Annotated in this window: 19 protein-coding genes and 1 pseudogene; 6 read left to right on the forward strand and 14 right to left on the reverse strand. The window is 68.8% G+C overall.

Annotated elements, in window-relative coordinates; translation table 11 throughout:
• Window positions 1–113 precede the first annotated feature (113 nt).
• Window positions 114–2,633: a helix-turn-helix transcriptional regulator gene (locus ACYVAN_RS05865; RefSeq protein WP_460956471.1), complete on the reverse strand. Its 2,520-nt coding sequence runs from the start codon at window positions 2,631–2,633 to the stop codon at window positions 114–116.
• Window positions 2,634–2,802: 169 nt separating this feature from the next.
• A complete protein-coding gene (locus ACYVAN_RS05870; protein WP_460956473.1) occupies window positions 2,803–4,185 on the reverse strand; it encodes an Hsp70 family protein in 1,383 nt (460 codons plus the stop codon).
• A 307-nt stretch (window positions 4,186–4,492) separates the two neighbouring features.
• Here ACYVAN_RS05870 and ACYVAN_RS05875 point away from each other — a divergent pair, with 307 nt between their 5' ends.
• The 3 genes from ACYVAN_RS05875 to ACYVAN_RS05885 all read left to right on the forward strand — a co-directional run bounded on the left by ACYVAN_RS05875 (window position 4,493) and on the right by ACYVAN_RS05885 (window position 8,926).
• Window positions 4,493–5,500 (forward strand): IniB N-terminal domain-containing protein, encoded by a 1,008-nt coding sequence (locus ACYVAN_RS05875; RefSeq protein WP_460956475.1) that lies wholly within the window; start codon window positions 4,493–4,495, stop codon window positions 5,498–5,500.
• A 136-nt stretch (window positions 5,501–5,636) separates the two neighbouring features.
• Complete coding sequence (locus ACYVAN_RS05880; RefSeq protein WP_460956477.1) at window positions 5,637–7,445, forward strand: dynamin family protein; 1,809 nt, start codon at window positions 5,637–5,639, stop codon at window positions 7,443–7,445.
• On the forward strand, window positions 7,442–8,926 hold the full coding sequence (locus tag ACYVAN_RS05885) for a dynamin family protein (RefSeq protein ID WP_460956479.1): 1,485 nt from the start codon (window positions 7,442–7,444) through the stop codon (window positions 8,924–8,926). Before ACYVAN_RS05880 ends, ACYVAN_RS05885 begins: the two co-directional genes overlap by 4 nt.
• A gap of 131 nt (window positions 8,927–9,057) precedes the next feature.
• Here the strand turns inward: ACYVAN_RS05885 and ACYVAN_RS05890 are convergent.
• From ACYVAN_RS05890 to ACYVAN_RS05940, 11 genes and pseudogenes are all read right to left on the reverse strand, one after another.
• A pseudogene (locus ACYVAN_RS05890) lies at window positions 9,058–9,334 on the reverse strand (IS30 family transposase); the annotation flags it as partial.
• 18 nt (window positions 9,335–9,352) lie between these two features.
• Complete coding sequence (locus ACYVAN_RS05895; RefSeq protein ID WP_460956481.1) at window positions 9,353–9,562, reverse strand: hypothetical protein; 210 nt, start codon at window positions 9,560–9,562, stop codon at window positions 9,353–9,355.
• Between the two features lie 9 nt (window positions 9,563–9,571).
• The gene (locus tag ACYVAN_RS05900; protein WP_460956483.1) at window positions 9,572–10,354 is read right to left on the reverse strand and encodes a hypothetical protein; all 783 of its coding nucleotides are present in this window, start codon (window positions 10,352–10,354) and stop codon (window positions 9,572–9,574) included.
• Window positions 10,355–10,705: 351 nt separating this feature from the next.
• The gene (locus tag ACYVAN_RS05905; RefSeq protein WP_460956485.1) at window positions 10,706–11,098 is read right to left on the reverse strand and encodes a helix-turn-helix domain-containing protein; all 393 of its coding nucleotides are present in this window, start codon (window positions 11,096–11,098) and stop codon (window positions 10,706–10,708) included.
• A 266-nt stretch (window positions 11,099–11,364) separates the two neighbouring features.
• A complete protein-coding gene (locus tag ACYVAN_RS05910) occupies window positions 11,365–12,807 on the reverse strand; it encodes a catalase (RefSeq protein ID WP_460956487.1) in 1,443 nt (480 codons plus the stop codon).
• Window positions 12,804–13,319, reverse strand: a complete 516-nt coding sequence (locus tag ACYVAN_RS05915) for a Fur family transcriptional regulator (RefSeq protein ID WP_460956489.1) — start codon at window positions 13,317–13,319, stop codon at window positions 12,804–12,806. The genes ACYVAN_RS05910 and ACYVAN_RS05915 overlap by 4 nt, the downstream gene beginning before the upstream one ends.
• A 156-nt stretch (window positions 13,320–13,475) precedes the next feature.
• A complete protein-coding gene (locus tag ACYVAN_RS05920; protein WP_460956491.1) occupies window positions 13,476–14,948 on the reverse strand; it encodes a gluconokinase in 1,473 nt (490 codons plus the stop codon).
• Between the two features lie 87 nt (window positions 14,949–15,035).
• Entirely contained in the window at window positions 15,036–15,605 is a 570-nt protein-coding gene (locus ACYVAN_RS05925) for a Uma2 family endonuclease (RefSeq protein ID WP_460956493.1), read from the reverse strand.
• Between the two features lie 163 nt (window positions 15,606–15,768).
• Window positions 15,769–16,731 (reverse strand): DUF1648 domain-containing protein, encoded by a 963-nt coding sequence (locus ACYVAN_RS05930; RefSeq protein ID WP_460956495.1) that lies wholly within the window; start codon window positions 16,729–16,731, stop codon window positions 15,769–15,771.
• Window positions 16,728–17,075: a GntR family transcriptional regulator gene (locus ACYVAN_RS05935; RefSeq protein ID WP_460956497.1), complete on the reverse strand. Its 348-nt coding sequence runs from the start codon at window positions 17,073–17,075 to the stop codon at window positions 16,728–16,730. The genes ACYVAN_RS05930 and ACYVAN_RS05935 overlap by 4 nt, the downstream gene beginning before the upstream one ends.
• A 168-nt stretch (window positions 17,076–17,243) precedes the next feature.
• Complete coding sequence (locus ACYVAN_RS05940) at window positions 17,244–18,512, reverse strand: aspartate kinase (protein WP_460956499.1); 1,269 nt, start codon at window positions 18,510–18,512, stop codon at window positions 17,244–17,246.
• A gap of 275 nt (window positions 18,513–18,787) precedes the next feature.
• Between ACYVAN_RS05940 and ACYVAN_RS05945 the strand changes: the two genes are divergently transcribed.
• The 3 genes from ACYVAN_RS05945 (at window position 18,788) to ACYVAN_RS05955 (ending at window position 22,087) form a co-directional block, all read left to right on the forward strand.
• A complete protein-coding gene (locus ACYVAN_RS05945) occupies window positions 18,788–20,029 on the forward strand; it encodes a hypothetical protein (protein WP_460956501.1) in 1,242 nt (413 codons plus the stop codon).
• A 113-nt stretch (window positions 20,030–20,142) separates the two neighbouring features.
• A complete protein-coding gene (locus tag ACYVAN_RS05950; protein WP_460956503.1) occupies window positions 20,143–20,796 on the forward strand; it encodes a nitroreductase family protein in 654 nt (217 codons plus the stop codon).
• A gap of 133 nt (window positions 20,797–20,929) precedes the next feature.
• The gene (locus ACYVAN_RS05955; RefSeq protein WP_460956505.1) at window positions 20,930–22,087 is read left to right on the forward strand and encodes an aminotransferase class V-fold PLP-dependent enzyme; all 1,158 of its coding nucleotides are present in this window, start codon (window positions 20,930–20,932) and stop codon (window positions 22,085–22,087) included.
• A 144-nt stretch (window positions 22,088–22,231) separates the two neighbouring features.
• Here ACYVAN_RS05955 and ACYVAN_RS05960 read toward each other — a convergent pair whose 3' ends face one another.
• A complete protein-coding gene (locus ACYVAN_RS05960; RefSeq protein ID WP_460956507.1) occupies window positions 22,232–24,109 on the reverse strand; it encodes an FUSC family protein in 1,878 nt (625 codons plus the stop codon).
• Between the last annotated feature and the right edge of the window lie 117 nt (window positions 24,110–24,226).

Below are 24,226 nucleotides of genomic sequence, written 5' to 3' on the forward strand. Positions count from 1 at the left end.
CCACACCCCTGTCCGGGTGGTGATCACCTGGACAGGGGTTTCCGGGCAGGAGGTGTCCGGATAGGGGTGTCCGGAACGGGTGTGTGGCGGGAACGGGCAGTCGGCGCGCCGGGTCAGTCGCGTCCGAGGATCTCGCGCAGGCGGGTGAGCAGTTCCTCCCGGGTCGTGCTGCCGAGGCGCTGCTTGATGCGGCCGATGTGGTGCTCGACGGTCTTGGCCGAGATGAACAGCCGCTTGCCGACCTGCTTGTAGGTGAGCCCGGAGAGCACCAGCTCGGCGACTTCCTTCTCCCGTTCGCTGAGCACCTCGGAGAGCCCCGCGGAGTCCGGCCGCCCGGCCCCGCCCGCGATCGACCGCGGACGGGGCGGCTTGCCCTGCAACGCCCGCGCGCACTCCAGCAGCGCCATCATCGCCCGCCGGTCACTGGTTCGAAGCGCGGCCTGACCCGCCAGCCGAGCTCCGTCCCAGGCCAACCCGGCCGCGTCCAGCGCACGAGCCGCCTGCTCGGTCTCGGCCTGCTCGACTTCACCAGCGAGGATCCGCTGCCACACCGCGGCCGCCGAGGCAGTCGCGGCTGACAGCGGGTTGTGCCAGGCCATCCGTTCCAGCTCCGCGGTGCGTTGCCGGACGCCGTCCAGGTCGTCGAGCACGACCGCGGCCTGCAAGCACTTCCACCGCAGCAGCGAACTCCACAGTGGCGGGTCGCCGAGGTTGGCGAGCAGGGCGAACGCCGCGTCCACGTGCGGCCTCAGCCACTCCTGATCACGGAGCCGAGCCGCACCGACCACCAACTCGCCCAGCGGCAGCAGCGCGAACAGGTCCACCGGGTGTTCGGCGACGGCCTGTCTCGCGTGCCCCCGCACAGCGGTCAGCGCGGTCGTGTCGTTCTCCCGGTCGGCGATGCCGGACTCGATCGCCGTGGCCAGCATCCGGTCCCGAACCTGCAGTTCGGAATGGTCACCGACGGCTTCGACGAGTTGTTCGCGAGCCGCGCTGGTGTCCCCGCGCATGAGCGGGAGCCAGGCGGCCAGCAATCGGTGCCGGGTCCGCAGCAATGGACCGCCCGCTCCGGCGGCGACCGATTTGTCCAGCATGGACTTCGCGACGTCGGATTCGCCGCACTGCAGCGCGACCACAGCCGCCAGCGAAGCGGGCGCGTCGGGCACGAGCATCTCACCGGCCAACGGTTCCGACAGCGAGGCGGCACGGACCAGGGTGGACATCGAGTCGGCCGAGGTACCGACCACCGAAGTGCGGATCCCGTCCGCGAGCTGACCGGCGACCCCGGACATCGCGGTGGGCGGTCCCGCCTCCCGAGGGACGTTCATGATCTCTTCGGCCTCGTCCATGCGGCCGGTCCCGATCAGCCCGACCGCCGCATACGCGGAATCGCCGGGCCACCGCAGGTTCCACACCGACCACTGGCACAGCTCGGCCGAACGTTCGAGCAGCCCGCGGTGCGCCAGCACGCTCGCCGCGACCTGCACGCCCAACTGCCGGTCCGGTACCGATTCGTCCACGATGGCCTGATCGGCCAGCCGGAGGGCCTCGTCCAGGTCGCCGGACACGGCGGCGGCACGTGCTCGCCTGGCGAGCACCGTCGCAGGCGGCGCTCCGGCCGAGACGGCGGCCGCGAACAGCTTCGAGGCGAGCCCGGACTGCTCCTGCAGTGCTTCGTCCGCGCCCTTCTCGAACGCGGTCGCCAACGTGGATTCGGGGGCCAGCGCCACTTCCGCGTCCACCAGCGGACGCACCAGCGGCAGGACCCTGCCGTTGCGCGCGAGGCGGGTTTCGATCAGGCAGCGCACGAGTTCGAGTCGGCGTTCGGACGGTGTCAGCATGAGCACCGCTCGCCGCGCCACCGGCGGTAGGCCGTCCTCGGAGTCGACCAGCCCGCTCGCCCGGATCTGGCTCATCGCGGCGACGACTTCATCCGGTTCCCGAACGAGCAGGGAGGCGAGCACGTCCGGATGCGGGGTCGCGCCGACCGCCATCGCGGTGACGCAGTCCCGAGCGGTGGCTCCGAGCCGGTCCAGGTCGTGGTGGAACTGTTCGAGCACGATCTGCGGGAACTGCCGCCTGCCCACGTCCGCGGGCCCGAGCGCGGTCAACACGCGCTCCACGTAGCGGGGGACTCCACCGGTCTGCTCCAGGAGCCAGTCCAGCCAGTCCTCGGACGGGGTCACCGCGAGCCTGCGTTCGACCCGCTCGGCCAGTTCCTCCTCCCCGAGACTGCCGAGGAGCACGGGAGGTGAGGTACGTCCGAGCACGGAGATGAGTTCGCTCAGCGCCTCGGGACGCGGCCACGGGCGGTAGGCGACGATCAGCCGGGCACCTCGGAACTCGGCCAGTGCCCGCAGGTCGCGGAGGACCGAGTCGGAGCACTCGTGCGCGTCGTCGATCAGCACCGCCTTGTCCACGGCGTCGTCACTCCCGGCGTCGGCGGTCACCCGCACGCCTGCGGCGCGATAGGTCTCGGCGAGCTGACCGAGCAACGTGGTCTTGCCGTGACCACCGACGCCCTGGATGCCGACGACCACGGGTGCGGTGGGCTCCGTTGCGATCGCGGCCCGCAACCGCTCCGCGTTCGCTCCCGCCGCCAAGGCGGGGTGTCCCACTGTCGGGTGATTCACGGGTCGTCCTTGTCCAAGCTGGGTCATCGGATGAGGCGGGATGCGTCGGTGCGGGGCCGAGCGGTTCGATCCGGAGTCCGGCCCGCCGTCCGGAAAACCGGCGGTGCCTCTTGTAGGTACGAGATCGCTCCCTCGATGTCGAGGGTTCGTGCGTCACGTCCGTGATGTTTCACTTCTGCACGACTCCCATCGGCGTGGAGGCCCCGCCCCCGTCGAACCCTTGAACGATCGTCAGGACCAAACCGCCCAGGATCAACAGGGCGGCCAGCGTGAGTTTCAGGATTTTCAGCTTTCGTTCCCGAGCCTCGTCCGGCGGTTCGATGTACATCGGATCCACGTCGATCGAGGGACGCGGAGCCTCCAACGGGACGTCGTCATCGTCGTCGAAGTTGCCGTACCCGGCCGTGTCCGAGTTCTCGAGGCGCATCAGGACGCTGGTCTCGGCGACCGAGGCCTTGTTGTCCGAATCGGTGGACACCGCGCTGACCGCGGATAGCGCCGCGCCGCGCGCCGCGACCAGTTCTGGTGCGGCGTCGGCCAGTGGCAGCTGGTCCATCCGCTGGCCCACGAGCTGCTTGAGCAGCGGGGTGCGGCCGACACCGCCCGCCAGGACGATCGCGTCGAGGTCCTCAGTGGCGAGGTTGGCCGACTGGGCGGCCTGCAACAGCAGTTCCGGAACGCGTTCCAGGTGAGCGCGGACGAGCTGTTCGTACCGCGCCCGCGACAGGCCCAGCTCGGTTCTGCCCTGCGGCAGTTCGATGCGCAGCGTGGTGCCCGGGTGGTGCGAGAGCGCCTCCCGGCCCCTGGCGCATTCGGCGCGAAGCTGGGCGAGCGCGGCACGAGCGTTGATGTCCGAGGGATCCAGTCCGGCCAGGCGGTCTCCGAGTTCGCCGCGCACGTGTGCGAAGACCTCGTCGTCGAGTTGCTGTCCGCTCGGCTCGGACGAGTCCAGCGGCTGGCCGATCACCTCGAAGCCGGGTGCGTGGCGGCGCAGCAGCGTGGCGTCGAACCCGCTGCCGCCGAGGTTGCCGACCGCGAGGGTGGCGTTGTCCTCGACGTGCTGCTTGCTCGCGTAGTCCCGGGCCACCGAAACCGGTTCGGGCACCAACGTCACGGCGGGCAATCCGATCCGCGACACGGCCTGGCGCACCAGGTGGGTCCGGTAGGGCCCCCAGCCCGCGGTGTGGGCGACCGCGATGTGTTCCGGCGGGTGCCCGAGGCGGTGTGCCACGACATCGGCGACCCACTCGATCATCGCGGCGACCAGCTGCTGAGCCGGGGTGAACTCGCTGCCGACCAACAATGGGGCGTCGTCTCCGACGTGCCGGATGAAGTCCCGCACCACCCACTCGTGGTGGGTCAGTTCCTGTTGGCGGGCGGGCTCGCCCGCTACGAACGAACCGTCCTGGACCTTGCAGAGGACCGTCGGAACGGTGGGACTCGCCTGCCCGAGCGGAATGGGCGCTGCCGGTCCCCACCGGCTGCTCTCCCGGCGGGATACGGCGGCGGAAGTCGCGGTGGCTCCCAGGTGGATCCCCAGGACGTAAGGCATGCAACCCCTTCCCGTGTCACCCGTCCGACGTCGAAAAAATCTCATTCGACCGTGGCATCGACCCGGGGGCGACGCCACGGGCCGGACACAATTTAGCGCGTGCTCGACTACGGAGAGCCGTCGCATCCCCCCAGCAACCCCCTAACAGGGCACCTCCCTTATCCCCTAACAGAGTTTTCCCCGACTAGGAGTCCGACCCGATTCCGACAGCGCCTGCTCGCCCTAGAGTGATCTTCGGGAGTGAGGGAGAAGCCAACGCCTCACTCGGTAACACGTAACCGAGTTCAGCTGAGTGGAGGAGTAAGTGATGCCGAACTCTCAGCAAGAGGGCGACCTTTCAGGTCACGCGGACACCCGCACTTCCGACCCCGGGACGGGCTCCGCCCCCGGGCTGTCCGACGAACCGACGCTCTACGAGTTCCTCACACGACTCTCGAGCAACCCGGACGCTCGGGCGGCTTTCGAGGCCGATCCACGTGCCTCACTGGATCAGGCCGGACTCGGGGACATGACCGCGACAGACGTGCTGCACGCCACGTCACTGGTCTTCGACTACGCGCCGGTCGAGGTCGTGGAGAACAACGGACGTGTGCTGCAGGACAGCGCCGACAAGTTCGCCACGAGCAGCCAGTACGCCGCGATCAACCATTTGCATCCCGCACATCCACACGAGCAGGAAGTTACGGAACTCAGCATGCTGAACAACACCCCGGAATCCAACCCCGACTTCTCCGACGGCGGGGACGCTGACGAGCAGACTCCTGCTCCGAACAACAACGTCGAGCACGGCGACACCAACGTCGAGATCGAGCACACCGACTCGCACAACCTCATCAGCGTGCACGACGTGGTCAGCGACAACAACGTCGCCAACGTCGCGGCCGTGGGCAACACCGTGGGTGGCGGCGCAGTGAACGAGGTCACCAACACGGTCGACAACACCGTTTCCAGCGTCGGCGACCTGACCGCCAACGTCGGCGACGTTGCCAGTGTCGCGGGTGGCGTGTCCGGCATCGCGGGCGACGTGACCGGCGTGGCCGGCGACGCCAACGCCGTCGGTGGCGTGACCAACACGGTCGGCGGCACCCTCGACACCGCCACCGAGCCGGTCGGCGGCGTGCTGGACACCGCCACCGCCCCGGTCGAGCCGGTTGTGGACACCGCCACCGCCCCGGTCGAGCCGGTGCTGGACACCGCCACCGCCCCGGTCGGCGAGGCCGTGCCCGCCCCGAGCGACCTGCCGATCGTCGGCGACGTCGCCGGTGGCGCAGTGGAGAACGTGGCCGGCGGCCTGCCGGTGGACGGCCTGCTCTGATCTGATCAGCGCCCGGAATGCCGGGTCCGCGAGAACACCTCGCGGACCCGGCATTCTGCATTACCACACCCTTCTACGGCGAAGACTTCCCCCGATCAGGTTTCTCTTCTGCCTCCGGCGCGCGACAATCATTCGCGTGATCGAGACGGCTATGGTGGAACTGATCGATCGCGCGACTGCCGAATGTGCCGAGCAGCGCCGCGCTGATCTGCACAATCGACTCCGGCAGATCCGAACGCGCGTCCTCGACCCCGCACAGCTCGTACTGGTCGTGGGCGAGTCGAAACAGGGCAAAAGCGAACTGGTCAACGCGATGGTGAACGCGCCGGTGTGCAACGCCGGCGACGAGACCAGCACAGTGGTCCCCACCATTGTCCGCCATTCGGACCAACCTTCGGCGGTTCTCGTGGAGCACGAGCCCGCACACGGCCCGGCCGCGCTCGAACGACAGCCCGTCCCCATCGAAGAGGTCCGCGAACGCATCCAGCACGCGGTCACCATCGGACGCCCCCTCATGCGCGGTGAGGTCGGTCTCCCCCGCGCGGTCCTCAAAGACGGACTCGTCCTGATGGACACCCCCGGTGTCGGAGGCGTGTCCGCGTCCCTGACCTCCACGACGATGGCGGTGGTCAACGAGGCCGACGCGCTGCTGATGGTCTCCGACTCCACACAGGAACTGACCACCAACGAAATCAGTTTCCTCAAGCAGGTCACCAAGTTGTGCCCCAACGTGGCGCTCGTGCAACCGAAGACGGACATCTCGCCGAACTGGCGCAAGGTCCTTGAGGTCAACCGCAAGCACCTGACCAACGCGGGCATCAACGCCCAGGTATTCCCGGTTTCCTCGCCGATCAGGACACGCGGGATGCAGGCGCGGGACACCGACCTCAACACCGAGTCCGGTTTCCCGCCGCTGATCGAGTTCCTCCGCAACGAGGCCGTCGGCAAGCACGACCAGCTCACCCGGCGACTGGTGGCCCACAACGTCGCCGACGCCGTCGACCAGATCACCACCGCATTGCGCTCCGAGCTAGCCGGTCAGAACCCGCGAACCGCCGCCGAGACGCTCGTGGAGCTGGAAACCGCTCAACGCAAGTCCGAAGACCTGCGGCGGATCACCACTCGGTGGCAGAAAACTCTCTCCGACGGCATCGCGGAACTGTTCACCGACATCGAGTTCGACTTCCGCGAACGCACCTGGGCCATCCTGCACGAAGCCAACGAGACCTTCGACGAAGCCGACCCCAAGCTCGTGTGGGACGACTTCTCGGAATGGCTCGCGGATCGGCTCACCGACGCGATCGACGAAACGTTCGGCTGGCTCGAACAACGCCGCGAACGGCTCCTGGATCAGGTTTCCGACGAGCTGCTGAGCGAACACGCGGCCGTTCTGCCGCACATGGAGGAGATCCGCAGGCCCGAACCGCTGGACAAAGTCCCCGAGCTGAAGACGCCCAAGGGCGAGTACAAGCGGGGAGACCAGATTCTGACCGGTCTGCGCGGCTCCTACGGCGGTGTCCTGATGTTCGGTCTCATCACGAGCATGGCCGGGCTCCCGCTGATGAACGTGGTGTCCATTTCGGCCGGTCTGGTGCTGGGCAGCAAGAGCCTCAACGAGGAGAAGGACTCCCGGTTGCAACGCCGCCAGGCCGAAGCACGCGCCTCGGCGCAGCGATACGTCGAACAGGTGGTGTTCCAGGTCAACAAGGAAGCCAAGGACACCATCCGCGGCGTTCACCGCACACTGCACGAGCACTTCACCAAGATCACCGAGGACGCCCAGATGGAGATCAGCCAAGCCATCCAGGACATCAAGCGCTCCGCCGAGCGCAGTGCCGTCGACCGCGATCAGCGCGCTCGGGAGATCAAGCAGAAGCTCGAAGAGCTGGCGGTCCTGCGCAAGCGGGTCTCGCTGTTGGCCAACAACCGCCTCACCGCCGCATGAACGCTCCGCAGAGCGCCGAAGGTCCACCGAGCCTGCTGGAACGTGCGCGCGGCCTGCTGATCCGCGCCATGACCTTCTACCGGGACGATCCCCGCACCGCCAGCTGGCTGCGGGAACGCCTGGAACGGCTCGACCAACCGCTGCGGATCGCGGTGACCGGGCGGGTCAAGTCCGGCAAGTCCACGCTGATCAACGCCCTGGTCGGCGGCGAGCTCGCCCCGACCGACGCGGAGGAGCGGACACAGGTCAACACGTTCTTCCAGTACGGACCGGAACCGAAGATCACCGTGCACACCCCGCACGGCACGGTGCAGAACGTGCCGGTGACCACACTGGACATCGGCACGATCCGCGATCTGCAGCGCTGGCGTCCCGACGAGGTGGCCAAGCTCGTGATCGAAGCTCCCGTGCCGGGTCTGCAGGCGATCACGCTCATCGAAACGCCGGGGGTGTCCTCCTCCGCCGTGCAGGAGACCGGCCGTTCGGCGCTGGCGCAGATCCTGTCCGAGGCCGACGCCGTCCTCTACCTCACCCGGTATCCACACCAGACGGACATCCAGTTCCTGCAGTCCGTGCACGAGCTCCAGGTGGCGCGCTGCGCGCCGATCAACACCATCGTCGCGTTCTCCAGGGCCGATGAGACCGCCAGCGGTGGCGGCGATGCGCTGCCGGCCGCGGGCCGGATCGCCGAGCGATACCGCAACGACCCGACGGTGCAGTCCTTCGCCCAGCACGTCGTCCCGGTCGCCGGGCTGCTCGGGCACGCGGCCGCGTCGCTGACCACCGACGAATTCACCGCGCTCCGCACCCTCGCCGAGCTGCCCCGCGACGTGCTCGAAGCGCTGATGCTCTCGGCCGACCGGTTCGCGAACAACCCGAAGCCCGAGTCCGTTCCGCCCGCCACCCGGCAGCAACTGCTGCAACGGCTCGGCAGGTACGGCGTGGACTTCGCCCTCAGCAGTCTGCTGGAGGGGACCGCGGATCCGAAGCAGCTCAAATCCGCGTTGCTCGAAGCCAGTTGTTTGGCGGATCTGCAGGAAGCGCTGCACCAGCAGTTCATCGAACGGCAGGAAGCGCTACGGGCCCGCTCGATCCTGTTGGCCGTCGAGATGGTGATGCGCGCGAACCCGCGCCAGGGGATGCAGCAGTTGCGCGGCGAGTTCGAGCGCCTCGTGGCCAATGCGCCGGAATGGGACGAGATGCGGCTGCTCTCGGCGCTGAGCTCGGGCCAGGTCCGGTTTCCGCGCGCGCTGCAGGGCGAAGCGCAGCGCCTGCTCGGCGCGCACGGCGACGAGCCGCACCACAAGCTCGGGCAGGTCCCGGACGTGCTCGAATCGGACATGGCCGATGAGGCCGGCGCTGCCCTGGCCCGCTGGCGGGACCAGTTGGTGAATCCGATGCTCGACCGCAAGCACCGCGACGCGGTCCGGATCGTGCTGCGCAGCTGCGAACGGCTCATCGCCCAGCAACTCCAGCGCTGACCCGGCCGCGTTTCGGTCCGCCGGACACTTCGTCCCACCGCACCCCCGGAAAGGGCGCGGAACACCGCGAGCCCCGGAAGCGGGGGCGGATCCGAGCGGTCGTTGCAACACGCTGCTCGTTGCTGCTGACAGCTAGGAGGTTTCCAGCCGAGCGTTTGCGTGGCGGCTGTTGAGTTCGGCAGCGACGTCGTCCAGGTGCTCGCGGCTGTGGCGGGTCAAATCGGTGCTTTTCGGGAGGTATCGGCGTAGCAGGCCGCTACGGTTCTCGTTCGAGCCGCGCTGCCAGGGGTTGGCCGGATCGCCGAAGAAGACGGGGATGTCGGTGGCGATAGTGAAGGCCCCGTGAGCGGCCATCTCGGAGCCTTGGTCCCGAATCAGGGACTTGCGCAGGTGCGGTGGCAGGGTCCGACGACCACCTGACGGTCACTACAGAGTGTTGTCGGGTTTCTGGATGGCTGCTTCGATTCGCATACCGCTTCCCAGTACGGCAAGCAGGATCGCCAACAGATTGGGCCACTGGTCGTAGCCAGTGCCCACGGCCTGTAAGGCGACGATGACGAACGCGGCGAGCAGGGCCACAGTTCCCAGCGTGGCCCTGCCCGTCGCCGCGGTACGGTAGTTCGGTTTCGTGGTCATGGTCGTCGATTATGTCCTAAAGACCTGCGTGGCCTTCTGCAGCGCGGGAGGCGCGCCGGAGGAGTAGCTCAACGCGAACCCTGCGACGCTGATCCCGAAGCTCCAGCCTCCGCCGCCGTCCTGGTTGTGCTCGAAGTAGTAGCGCGCCTGCAACGGTTGGCCATCGCAGCCTGCGGACTGCCGTTTGAAGCTGATCGTGTGGCTGCCGTTGTCCGTCAGCATCTTGAAGTTGGAGGTAGCGTCCTCGACTGCGTACACGCTCGCGGTGAGGCCAGCGTTCTGCAGAAGCAGGGGCCCACCATAGCTGTTGCCCTGGTAGTCGAATGCGCGGATCCACTCACCGTCGTTGACCCAGCAGTTCGGGACGTCGGCTGCGATACCGCTGGCATCTCGGGGGGCGCTGCCGTTGACGTAGTTGTCGCGGAAGTTCCAGGTGCCGGTCGCGTTCCACCACTCGCCGTACTGGTCTTGGATGTGGTACCAACTGCCGCTGACGTTGAAGGCATCCGCGGGCACATCGAATGGTTCGACGTCGCCGGAGCTCTCCGCTGCGGCGGCTTCGTCGTACAGCTCCTGTGCTTCGTGCGCCGAGACGCCGCCGTGTCCGTCGACGGCGATTGTCACGCTGTCACCACCAGCTTCGATAATCGCGCCTTCCAGACCCTCGTAATCGTGAGGGTGCTGGGCCGCGTATTCAGCGGCCACTCTGGCAACCCGCTCGTTTGCAGGCTCCCGCTCCTGCGGTGCCGGTGCCGGTGCCGCGATACCGGCAGTGGAGAGGCTGACGCTCATCGCAATAACGGCGCAGCACAGCAATGCCTTTCGCGCTTTCGATCGCATGGATACCTTCCCAGCGTCCCCAGTCGTCACGAGAACTGCCGTGACGGGTCAACGGTCGCAGCGGACGCTATACGGCACCGATAGGCAATCCTGACCGCCGTTTGGATGAAACAGGAAAATTGTCCACAATGCCCGACTGTGGCGTCGGCCCGTCGAGACGCCACACGGCTCCTGCTCGGCAGCAACCGGCCACCCGTCCGCGCACCGGCCACAGTCGATCCATGACCTACTGCCGCCGTCCGCCCCAGGGGTGGACACCCGCGCCCCCATGGGGCGCCTTCGTGTCGTGTGATGCCCGAATGACTACCCGCGTGGCAAACGGATGGCTTGTACTGCTGCGCCCCGCCCCCACCTGGCGGATTCGAGGGGGCGTTGCAGCGCCGGGTTCTGGCTGATCTTTCCTGGCTTCGGGCAGGGTCGTCGATCCTTGGCCCGCCGGTGCGCAGAATGAGGGCGGTACGCCCATCGACGCTGATCTCCCCGCAGTGGCATGCCGTTCCGGCGCCCCTCGCGGCTGACTGTTGACGGAGCACGGCCCAGTTCACGGGTGATGGCGCGGATAGACGCCTTCTCCGGAAGCCGGTCGACGATGTGAATGCGGTCGTCTTCTCGCAAATTACAGGACGGACCGGCAGAAGCCGGTACCTCCGCGTGGATAGGAGGTACCGGCTTACGGCCGTTGGGGGCGAGTGCCATCCGTTGCGCCAGCGCTTGCCGGTCCGGCGGTTGATGCCCACGATCCGACAGGCTTCTGTGCTGCTATAGCCCTACGCATGAGCCGGAAGCATGCCTCCCGCTCACGAGCCAGACGGCGCCCCTTTCCCGGTCCGGCCCCCGCAGATCTCGAAATCCATCGCACCCCCTGGTCAGGGGTGTTGCGACGACCACTCGAACCCAAGGTGCTTCCGGGGATCGCGGTCGTGGTGGTCGCCGCGGTCAGTCGGCGTCCGTCGGGCTTCGGGTCAGCCCTGGACCTTTTCGGCGATCTTGTCGCCGGCGTCCTTGTCGACGCTGCGCCAGTAGTTCAGCGCACGGTCCAGGACCGGCTGCTGCACACCGCCGGAAAGGTGCCCGGACACGTTGTCGATGAAGCGCGCACGCTCCTCATCGCTGAACACGTTGCGCACCATGTTGCCCGGCTGGGTGAAGTCGTCGTCCTCGGCGTGCAGCTGGTATGCCGAGCGGATGACCTCTTCCTCGACGCCGGTGGCGACGTCCTCGGAGCCGCGCGCGGCGCTGGCGTGCGGACCGCCGTAGGAGTTCGGCGCGTACACCGGGTCCTGCGGGTTGCTGAACCGCATCGGACCGTCCTTGGCGTAGCTGTTGAGCTCCGCGACGGGGCGGTTGACCGGGAGCTCCATGTAGTTGGGGCCGATCCGGTAGCGGTGCGCGTCCGGGTAGGAGAACAGCCGACCCTGCAGCATCTTGTCCGGCGAGGTGCCGATACCCGGAACGAGGTTCGAGGGTTCGAACGCGGCCTGCTCGATCTGCGCGAAGTAGTTCTCCGGGTTCCGGTTGAGCACGAACCGGCCGACCTTGATCAGCGGGTAGTCGCTGTGCGGCCACACCTTGGTCAGGTCGAACGGGTTGAACCGGTAGTCCGCCGCGTCTTCGAACGGCATGACCTGCACGTACAGCTGCCAGCTCGGGTGGTTGCCACCCTCGATGGAGTTCCACAGGTCGCGGATGTGGTGGTCGCCATCGGCGCCGGCGAGGCGGTCGGCCTCGGCCTGGGGCAGGAAGTCGTGGCCCTGGTCGGTCTTGAAGTGGTACTTGACCCAGAACTTCTCGCCGCCCGCGTTCTCCCACAGGTAGGTGTGCGAACCGTAGAGGTTCATGTTCCGCCAGGTCTTCGGCAGCCCGCGGTCACCCATCAACCAGGTCACCTGGTGCGCCGATTCCGGGCACTGGGTCCAGAAGTCCCACTGCATGTTGTGGTCGCGCAGGTGGTTGTCGGCGCGGCGCTTCTGCGAGCGGATGAAGTCCGGGAACTTGATCGCGTCGCGGATGAAGAACACCGGGGTGTTGTTACCGACGAGGTCGTAGTTGCCCTCGCTGGTGTAGAACTTGATCGCGGTGCCGCGCGGGTCGCGCCAGGTGTCGGGGGACCCCAGCTCACCGGCCACCGAAGAGAAGCGGATCAGCGTCTCGGTCGTGGTTCCGGGCTGGAAGACAGCGGCCTTCGTGTACTGGCTGACGTCCTCGGTGACCTCGAAGAAACCGAACGCGCCACCACCCTTGGCGTGCACGACGCGCTCCGGCACGCGCTCCCGGTTGAACTGGGCGTTCTTCTCGATCAGGTAGTGGTCCTGCAGCAGGACCGGCCCGTTGGTGCCCGCGGTCAGCGAGTGGTCGTCGCTGGCCACCGGGATGCCGGCGTTGGTGGTCGTAGGCCGTGGCGTCACGGTCGTCCCTCCTCGTGGTGGTGACGTTGATGCTGTTCGGTGCTCTCCGGCTGGTTCGCCGAGGACCGGCAGGCGGGGCACAGGCCCCAGAAAACGATCTCCGCTTCGTCCACCGTGAACCCCGCGGTGGACGACGGCTCGAGACACGGGGCCGAGCCGTGGACGCAGTCCACGTCGTCGGCCCGGCCGCACTGGCGGCAGACCACGTGGTGGTGGTTGTCGGCGGTACGGGTCTCGAACCGCGCGGGATGTCCGGCAGGCTCGATCCGCCGGAGGAGCCCGGCGTCGGTGCACGCGTTCAACACGTCGTACACGGCCTGCGTGGACACCGAACCCAGTTCGTCCCGCACCGCACGGGTGACCTGGTCGGCCGTGGAGTGCGGGTGTCGCCCCAACCAGTCGAGCGCGGCGAGTCTCGGCTTGGTGACACGCAACCCCGTCGACCGCAGCTGGACGCTCAGGTCGTGTGCGTCGCTACCGCGTTCGGCACCGGATGTCGCGCGTACAGCCATAACGTCCGCAAGTATGCCATCTTTCTGGAATAGGTCAAGAAAAAGCCCCGACCGTGTCGGCGCACCCCACGGTCGACGCGGCAACCCGACGCCACGCCGCCCGGGCAAGGGGCGTGAACCGCACCGGTCCGCGATCCTCTCCCAACATCGGCCTCGCTACCGGGTGAGATCGCGCAGTGCCGAGTGCAGCGCCCCCACCGCCGGGCGGCGCCGGGCCAGCACCTCGACCGCCTCCGGCACCGGACTCACCGTCCGGCCGGGACGCAACAGGGAGCCCGCCTCCGCCAGCGAATCCAGCTCCCCCACCGCCCGCCAACCGAGCAACACCGCCCCGAGCCCCGAGCCACCGGTGCCCTCCGCCAGCCGCAGATCCAGCTCCAGCGCCGATGCGATCGCGTCCGCCCACACCCGGCTACGGAAACCACCGCCGGTCGCACGCACCTCCCGCACCTCGGCACCAGCGTCGTCCACGGCCTCCCGCACCAGGGCCAGCTGCTGGGCCACCCCCTCGACCAACGCCCGCGTGATCTCCGCTCGTCCGTGCACCCGGCGCAACCCGATCAGGGCACCGGTCAAGCCCGGCTCCCACCAGGGCGCCCGCTCCCCCATCAGGTACGGCAACGCGATCAGCCCGTCCGAGCCCGGCGGCACCGCGAGCGCCTCGTCGAGCAGATCGGGGAGCTCGACTCCGAAGGTCTCCGCGGCCCACTGCGCGATCACGGCACCGTTGCTCACCGCGCCACCGACCACCCAGATCCCGTCGGCCAACGCGTAGCAGAAGGTGCGGCACCCTTCGTCGACGCCGGGCCGATCCCGCACCACCCGCAGCGCTCCACTGGTACCCAGCGAGAGGGCCGCCACCCCCGGCCGGATGGCACCGACCCCGAGGTTCGCCAGCGGCCCGTCACCGCCACCCAGCACCACCTGTAACCCCTCGCTCAACCCGGCCGCCCCGGCCACCCGCGAACTCAGCGGCAGGATGTCGGTGGGTGCGGCGATGCGGGGCAGTTGTCCGGCGTCGATACCGGCCACCCGCAGGGCGGGCTCGTACCAGCTCAGGGTCGCCATTTCTTGCAGACCGGTGCCGGATGCCATCGAGTGGTCGGTCACCAGCTCGCCGACGAACGCTCGGAGCACGAAATCCTTCAGTGAGCACCAGGTCTCGACCCCGGCGGTGGAGACATCGCTCGTCTCGCGCAACCAGGCGAGCTTGACCATCACCGACTGGGTGTGCACCGGCGTACCGGTCGCGCGGTGCAGCTCGGCGGCGGTCTCGGTCTCGGCGCGCAGCCGTTCCGCCACCTCGGCGCAACGGCTGTCGGCCCAGTTGAACGCGGGGGTGACGGGTTCGCCGTCGCCGTCGAGCCCGACCAGCGTGTGCATGGCGGAGCAGAACGAGAGGGCTTTCACCCGATGACCGTGGTCAGCCGCCCAGGAGACGCATTCGGCCAGCGCCTCGATAGCCGCGTCCCGCACCGAACCCGCGTCCTGCACGGCCTCGCCCGGCTGCTCGGTGCGCAACGGGTATGCCCGTTCGGTCTGGTGCGACACCACCCCGTCGCTGGTCGCCGCCACGACCTTCGTCGCCGTTGTGCCGAGATCGATGCCGAGTACGACCGTGGAACCCATGCCACGAACCTATCTTCGCGGCGGGCGCCGCCCACCGCCCGCGTCGGTGCGCTGGTTCGACCGCAGCCGTACAGGAGGCGTCGGAATTCAGGCGCGCCGGTCGGCGGGGCGACGCACCAGGCCGTCGAGGTCCAGATCCAGCTCGAACGGCTCGCCGGTGAGGAACCGCCCGGTCCCTTCGAAAAGGGTCTTGTAAACACCGTCGGACACGTGCGCGGCGGTCATCGTGACCTGGTCGGCCAACTCGACGACCCAGTAGGCGGAGATCCCGGCCTTCGCATATTCGTGTCGCTTGATCACCCGGTCGTTCTGGCCGGAACCGGGTGAAACGACCTCGATCGCCAGGACGACGTCCTGGGCGTGCAGCCGATTCGGGTTCTGGTCGATCAGACTGGTGGAGGCCACGACCACGTCGGGGACACGCACCGTGGGCGGCCAAGTTTGGACGAGCACGACCTCGACGTCCGGCACCGCCTCCCACTCGGCGGGCAGTTGGGAGTTCAACGACTGGACCAGCGCGCCGACCGCGCGCTGGTGCATGATCGCGGCCTTCGGGGTCACGTGCAGGACGCCTTCCTGGAGCTCGTAGCGGCGGGAGTTGTCCTCCGGGAGCTGCTCGAACTCCGTCAGGCTCAACAGGTGATCCGGCCAGGTCATCGCGGACATACCTCCCGATCGCCACATATCGCCGCCGACTGAAGCCCCACACGCGAAGAACTCGCGTTCGAATGAACGTCGCGCTCGCGGGTCACCAGCAACGATATAGCTTCGTCACCTGACCCACCGTGCGCCGAGCGTGATCAGAACCGGTCCAGCGTGATCAGACCCGGTCTTCGGCCACCAGCGCGTTGATCAGTCCCGCGCCGCGTTCGGCGTCGTCCACGCTGATCCCCAACTCGCCGCCGCCCGCGTACCGCAGGATCAGGCACTCCCCGCTGCGAACCATGATCGTCGCGGACCCCGGGAGTCCCCGGTAACCCCAGCCACCGACCGCCGCGGGTCTGCGCTCCTCCGAGCGAGCGGTGTCGATCCGGCTCAGCGCCACCCGCCGGACCGGCCAGCGCAGCGGGCCGAACGCGATCGCGACCCCCGCCTCGTCGACCTGCACGCGGACGGCCGAGAAGAGCAGCACGGCCAGCCCGCCGAAAACGAACACGCTCCCGGAGAGCCACGGGCCCAAGCCCGACCCGACGACCGCGAAGCCCAGCAGAACCAACCCGACCAGCAGGAATCCCAAGCCCGGCGCCAGCATCCCGGAATTCGACGTGGCCGATACCCAGACGGCGCGCTGACCGGGGCGCAACGTCATGACCGGCGCCGGAACGTCGTCGGAAGAATCCGCCACGAACCGGTTGCACAGGAACGCGCCCGCAAACCCGGCCGCGATCGCGACAACGCTGACGAGGAGCACCTGCCAACCCAGCGACCGCGCCTGCTGCCAGGAACCGGCGTCCAGGTTCGCCCAGACCGTCGAGGCCGTGATACCGACGGAGAACAGCGACCCGAACAGCAGCGCGGCCACCGGCCAGGCGTACCGGGCCGTCCGCTTCGGGGCGCGCGTCGCGAGCATGCCGCCGCCGGCCAGCGCCAGCCACAGCACGAGGCCCAGCCCGGTCACCAGCCACAGGGAGCCCGCTCCGTCCGGCTCTCCCGAGGGACCCCAGTGCATGGCGATCGGGTCCGGCAGCCGGTCGCTCAACAGCAGCGGGATGGCGAGGTGCACGGCGGAGACGAGCACGACCCACAGCCCGGCGACGAGCAGGAAGGTCTTCCGGAAGGTCATCGCGACTCCTTGATCCACTCGACGAGGTCCTGCGCCCGAAACCCGTGCTGCCGCGCCTCGTCCACCAGGTCCTGGACCTTTTCGCGCAACTGCGCTCCGACGTCGGGACGCCGCAGGACCGTGATCCCGCGCCCCCTGCGGAACTCCAGCAGCTGCTCGTCGCGGAGTTCTCGCAGCGCGCGCAGGACGGTGTTGGCGTTGACGTCCAGCGCGGCCGCGAGGTCCCGAGCGGACGGCAACCGCTCCCCGGGGGCGACCTCGCCGGTGGTGATCGCCCGGCGCACCACGTCCGCCACCTGTTCATGGAGCGGTCGCGGGTCGTTGAGATCCAAAGTCAGCAGCATGGTGCTAATGAGACTAGCACCATTCACTTCCGGGTGGGTCCCCCGGAACACGAAAAGCGCCGGTGCCCACCCGCTCCTGCGAGTGGGCACCGGCGCTTCGACGAATTCCTGGCGAGGTGCGCTGACCGAGAACCCCGGCAGGCCCCTCCACCCCGAGCGGCGGTTCGGTCAGCGACCGCTGCCCGCGTGGACGACCGCCTCCTCGTCACCACCGAGTCCGAAAGCCGAGTGCAGCGCGGCGACGGCATCGTTGAGCTGGGTGTCCCGGATCAGCACGGAGATCCGGATCTCCGAGGTGTTGATGATCTCGATGTTCACCCCCGCGTTGGTCAGCGCCTCGCAGAAGGTCGCCGTCACGCCCGGGTGCGAACGCATCCCGGCACCGACCAGCGAGACCTTGCCGACGTGGTCGTCGTAGACGATCTCCTCGAAGCCGACCTCGCTCTGGACCTTCTCCAGCTCGGACACGGCCTGACCACCATTGGTGTGGGAGACGGTGAACGTGATGTCGGTGCGACCCGACGCGACGCTGGAGACGTTCTGCAGCACCATGTCGATGTCAACCTCGGCGTCCGCGACCGCGCGGAAGATCTGTCCCGCGACACCGGGCTTGTCGGGCACACCACGAACGGTGACCTTGGCTTCCGACCGGTCGTGCGCGACGCCGGTGATCATCGCCTGTTCCACGGAAAGATCCTCCACTGAGCCGGACACGAGCGTTCCGGACTTGGGTGAGTACGAAGAGCGGACGTGCAGCGCGACGCCGTAGCGGCGGGCGTACTCCACTGCCCGCAGGTGCAGCACCTTCGCGCCGGTGGCGGCCAGCTCGAGCATCTCCTCGTAGGTGACGCGGTCGAGACGCTGCGCGTCGGGCGCGATTCGCGGGTCCGCCGTGTACACGCCGTCGACATCGGTGTAGATCTCGCACACGTCGGCGTTCATCGCGGCGGCAACCGCCACCGCCGTCGTGTCCGAACCACCGCGGCCGAGCGTGGTGATGTCCTTGGTGTCCTGCGCGACGCCCTGGAAACCGGCGACGAGCACGACCTGCCCCTCGGCGAGCGCCTCCTGCACTCGACCGGGAGTGACGTCTATGATCCTGGCGTTCTGATGCGCCGAGGTGGTGATCACACCGGCCTGGGAGCCGGAGAACGAGCGGGCTTCCGCACCGAGGGACTCGACCGCCATCGCGACCAGCGCGTTGGAGATCCGTTCACCGGCGGTGAGCAGCATGTCGAGTTCACGCTCGGGCGGACCACCCGGGTTGACCTGCTGAGCCAGGTCGAGAAGCTCGTCGGTGGTGTCGCCCATCGCCGAGCACACCACCACCACGTCGTTGCCGGCCTTGCGAGTCTCAACGATGCGTTCAGCGACCCGTTTGATTCGATCAGCACTCTCGAGCGAGGAACCGCCGTACTTCTGGACGACGAGCGCCACGTGAAACAAACCTCCTCGGGCCGCGCGGACGTCCAGGGTGCGGGTTGTGACCGCACTGACGCCTGGGGACGAAAGGCCCCGAGCCGGCACGCCCCTCGGACGGCGATCGGATACCCCGCGACCAGCGAGGAGCAGCATCGACCCCGATCGGGCCGAGCGCCCTGCAGGTCGCTCCGCTGCCCGAACAGCCTACCGAACGACTACCGCCCGTACCCACCGCAGTGACCGACGACTAACCTGTGGGGCCGGTTTGTCGACAGGAGCGGAGGAGCTGGTTGTCCACCACTCCCGGGGCAGTCGAACCGCCACGCGCGGATCCCGGCGACAGTGCACGTGCGCAGTACAAACACCCGCTGTCCGGATTGTTCGATCGAGCCCGTCCGATGGCCGTCCGGCACCGGCGAACGCTGCTCGCACTGGCTCCCGGTGTGGTTTACCTCGCAGTTCGCCTGGTCGGGCTGCTCGTGCTCGCCTGGCTGTCCGCGGCCAACGACGAGGCCCTGCTGGACAACCTCCGTGCCTGGGACGGCGAGTGGTACCTGGAGATCGCCGCCCATGGCTACGGCGGAGTCGACCCCGGCATGGTCGACGGGTTCGGCAACCGCCATCCCGAGACTCCCCTCGCGTTCTTCCCCGGCTACCCGCTGGTGGTCCGCGCGTTCGCGTGGCTGCCCGGCTTGGGCACCACCGGAGCCGCGGTGACGGCCAGCTTCGTCGCGGGCGTGGTCGCCGCCTACGGGCTCGCCCGGCTGGGTTCCCGGTTCGGCGATTCGAACCGGGTCGGCCTGTTGCTGGTGGCGCTGTTCGCCGCCTCCCCCATGTCTGTCGTGCTGTCGATGGCCTACTCGGAAGCGCTGTTCTGCGCGCTCGCGGTCTGGGCGCTGGTCGGCGTGCTCGAACGCAACTGGCCGCTGGCGGGGCTGTGCTGCGCCGCCGCCGGCCTCATCCGACCGACGGCGGCGGCACTGATCGCGGTGGTGGGACTGGCGGCGCTGATCTCGATCGTGCGGCGCAAGGAGACCTGGCGCCCGTGGCTCGCGCTGCTGCTCGCCCCGGCGGGGATGCTGCTCTACATCGGCTGGGTGGCGCTGCAGACCGGAAAGCTGAACGGCTACTTCGAGCTGCAGCAACGCGGCTGGTCGTCGGCGTTCGACGGCGGGGTCGCGACCACCGGGTTCGCCATCGAGGCACTGACCACCGACAAATCGGTGCTGGAGACCCTCACGGTCTGGATCGTGCTGACCGCGCTCGTCCTGGTGCTGCTGTGCCTGCGCGCGAGGTTGCCGTGGCCGCTGGTGGTCTTCGCGGTCGCCGTGCTCGCCCTCGACCTCGGTTCGGACGGGTTGATGTACTCGAAGGTGCGATTGCTGCTGCCCGCATTCCCCCTGCTGATACCGGTGGCGATCGGGCTGGCGCGTCGGCGCGTGTCCACCGCCGTCTGCTGCACCGCGCTGGCGGTGTTCTTCGGTTCGTGGTTCGGCGCCTACTCGCTGACCGCGTGGCAGTACGCGATTTAGCGGCACGCGATCCAGCAGCACCTGATCTGCGCTTTTCGCCCGAGGATGGGCGAAAACGGATGGTACGTTCGCGGTGATCGCGCACAGCAGGTCGACCCTTCGCGGAGGTGCCCATGACCGCGAGAACAGACGCCGGAACGGATCCGGGAACAGACGCTGGAACGACCGACCGGGGCGCGTCGAAACCCGCGCTCTCCTCCGTTCCGCTGCACCCGTTGCTGGCCGCGCGCTGGAGCCCCCGCGCGCTCGACCCGCACACCGAGATCGACGACGAGCGGTTCACCGCCCTGTTCGAGGCAGCGCGTTGGGCTCCGTCCTGGGGCAATACCCAACCGGCCCGCTACATCGCGGGCAGGCGCGGTGCGGAGACCTTCGAGCGGATTCACGCGACGCTCTCCCGCGGCAACCACGGCTGGACAATGTCCGCGGCGGCGTTGGCGATCGGCGTGGCGAAGACTGCCGACGAAGACGGCGAGCCGCTGCCGTACGGCGAGTACGGACTCGGGCTGGCCACCGAGAACCTCGTGCTGCAGGCGGTGGGTGACGGGTTGGTCGCGCACCAGATGGCCGGATTCGACCGGGAGGCCGCCCGGGCCGCGTTCGACATCCCACCGGGTTTCGAACCGCTGGTGGCGATCGCCGTCGGCGGTCCGGGGTCGGACGAGGACCTGCCGGAGAAGCTGCGGGACAAGGAGCGGGCGCCCCGATCCCGGCTGCCGCTGTCCGAGTTGGTGTTCGGCACCGGCTGGGGGTCGGCCGCGTTCTGATCGCGGTCCCCAGTGGCCCGGCGGGAGCTCTTCCAGCGGCCGGTCGGCCCCGGATTTTGCACGGTGTCCCACAAAGCGGTTACCTACCGTGCAGTAATCGGGTAAACCTTCACTCGTGTGGACGAGCACAAGATTGGCCGCAGCGGATCGTGACGATGCCGACCCGCTCTCCGGACTGCGCCCCCGCTACAAGCTGCCCACCGGACTGATCCGACTCGACGGCAGCAGCGGGGGCGCGTTCCCCAGAACGACGCCCGCCCGGCTGCGGAAGTTCGTCGAACACCGCTGGGACCCCAACACCGCCCGCCCCCGGATCGACCACGACACGCGCGGCGAGGCGCGGCGCGCGGCAGCCGGGGTGGCTTCGCTGATCGGTGCAGTCGCCGACGAGATCACGGTCGCCGAATCCAGCTCGATGAACCTGTTCAAAACCGTGCTCGCCGCCACCCGCCTGCGGGCCCGCCCCATCGTGGTGATCGAGCACGACTGCTTCACCATCGACCACCTCGTGGCCCGGTCGGCCGCCGACTTCGCGGGGGTGGAACTGCGGCTGCTGCACGACCTGGACGAGCTTCCCTCCATACTGGACGAACGCGTTGCGGTCGTCGCCCTCTCGCACAGCGACCCGTCCTCCGGCGGGCTGCGCGACCTGTCCGCGATCACCGCCGAGGTGCACCGGCACGGCGCATTGACCCTGTGGGACCTCGCCCACACGGCAGGCGCGGTCCGGATCGACCTGCGCGATGCCGGCGCCGACTTCGCCATCGGATGTGGTGATCGCTACCTCGGCGGCGGCTCCGGCGCCCCCGGCTACTGCTTCATCGCCGAACGCCACCACACCGAGCTGGCCTCGACGCTGTCGCAGGAATCCGTGTGCGGCCCGCTCATGTTGAACCCGCTGGCCAAGGGCTTCCTCGGCGCGCCCTCGACGCTGTCGACCGCGGGCCTGCGTTCCGGCGTGTCCATCTTGGACGGTGTTCCGGTCGGCGCGCTCGAAGCGAAGACGACCGGACTCGCCGAGCTGTTCCGGTCGCGGTTGCGGCAGGCAGACCTGCCCGTCGACATCGTCGAACCACCGGACGGAACGATCTGGGGAACGCAGCTCATCCTGCGCCACCAGCACGCCCAACGCCTCGCGCAGGAGCTGCTGGCCCAGGGAGTGCTCGTGGAGAGCATCGAGCCCGATTCACTGCGCCTGAACTTCGGGCCGGCGTGGCTACGCTACCTCGATGTCTGGGAGGCCGCCGACCTGCTGCAGGCCAGCTTCCACGAGATCCTCCACCACAGCTGAGGGCTTTTCCCTGGTCTCCGGCCGGGTACCGGGTGCAGCGGCGACGGTGCAGGTTGAGGTGGATGGTGGAAACAGCCGGCGCCGCTAGGAGGGGATGCCCGGTTCCAGGCAGGGTTGCAAGATTCCCTTGCCGGGGCCACAGCCTCAGCTGACCACGTCGGCATAGACGTTCTCCAAGCGTGCTCGGACGGAACGGGGCGGCACCTCGGTCGAGCGGCGCAGCTGGCGAGCGGCCATGCGCATCATCGACACGATCCGCTGGGTGTGCTGGAGGCTGATCTCGTCTGCTCCACCGCCGCGCATCGCGCGTTCGGTGGCGCCGTCGACGACCCGCTCCAGCACGATGACCAACGGCCACCACTGCTCGGCGTCCCGACCGACGCCCCCCGGCTCCATGAGGTTCTGCTGCAGCGCGGCGCGGAGGCCGGAAAGCTCGCGGTAGGTCCGTCGACGCAGCGCCGACCGACCGTCCGACTCCCCTGCGAGCGAAAGCGCCACGTATTCGGCGACGGTGTCCATCGCGTCGGCGAACCTCGTCCGAAGCCCGTCCCGCCGACCGGCGGGCCAGACCAGATAGCCCAGCACCAGCGCGATCGCGCACCCGAGCACCGAATCGACCAGGCGAACGACCGGCAGCTGCGGCCCGAACAGGTCCGTGTGGCTCATCTTCAGCAGCACCACAGCCGTGACCATCATGGTGAACAGGCCGTAGTTGCGCACCAACGCCTCGGGAATCAGCGCGGCGAACACGAGCGTCGCCGCCACCACCCACCAGCCATCCGGCATCACCGCGAGCAGCAGAGCGGCCACCACCACCCCGAGCACCGTCCCGAGTGCGCGGAGCACGATGCGCGCGAACACCGATCCGGAGTTCGGTTTGAGCACCAGCGCAACGGTCATCGCGATCCAGTACGACTGCTCGAACCCGAGCGCGGAGCCGACCACCTCGGCAACGGCCACGCACAGCACCATGCGGGACAGCCGCAACAACCCGGCACGCCCCAGCGCCGCGTTGCCGAGACCGATCCGCACCCGGACGCGGGGTTCCCGCCCGGGACCCGCGACGCGCGGATCGGCGAGCTTCGTCCGCCGCCAGTCCGCGACGAGCTCGGCGATGGCCTGTTCCAGGGCCCGCACGCTCGCGTCCGCCGAACCGGTCGGAACGTAGGGCGCGGGCAAGTCGCCTGCGCGGACGCAGCGCGCGATCTCGGCGAGCGCGGCCCCCGCGTGCTCGGGCGGTCGCACCCCGGCGTGCGCCAGCGCCACCGATGCCTCCACCACTCCTGCCGCCCGGGACAGCACCACGTAGAGCCGGTCGTGCACCCGGCTGCGGCTGACCGAGATGCCGCTGATCAGCAGGTCGTGCGCCTGGTTCAGGGCGGTGGTCAGGGCGTGCCGCGCGGGGAGGACTCCGCTGCCGGACGCTTCGAACAGGAGCGGGGCGGCGTCGAACACCCGCGCCACCGCTGCGCGGGCGGGCGCGGTCCGCCGGAACGGCCAGGTGGTCGCGACGAAGGCCAGCAGCAGCAGCTCGCCCGCCACGAAGTACCCGATCTGGGTGGTCACCGGCAGCGAGGTGACGGCGTGGCCGGTGGCCACGATGCAGAAGGTCAGCATCTGGGCGCCCGCGGCGCCCCAGAGGTCTCCCCACTCGCTGAACACCACCGACAGGGCGGCGACGGTGACGGCGACGAGGCCCACTCGGACCGGACCCGTCGCCAGCGCGCCCACCGCGAAACCGAACCCACCGGTCAGCACGGTGAGACCGACCCGGCGAATCCGGTATCGGTAGGAACTGGTCACGTCGGAGAAGGTGGCGCACAGCGCACCCATCGATACGATGACGGCCTCGTCGACCCGCCCGACCATCAGCCCGACCAGCTGCGGGAGCCCCATCCCGACCAGTGCCGCGACCGTCCGGGTCCAGTCGAGCGGGACCGGAGCGGGTCGCAGCATCCGCAGCAGCCATGGCGGGCAGAGCGGTTTGCGGGGCGCTGACGGAACCTTCGGAATCGTCGTCACCGGAAGCCCTCCGGACGCCCTTCCCGCACTGAACGACGCGGATTCCGGCTGGATACGCGCTCCGCGCGAGCGACGTTCGATCATGGCTCGGTCAGTTTGGCGCGGCGGAGGCGCGGA

Source organism: Parasphingorhabdus pacifica (assembly GCF_054779195.1).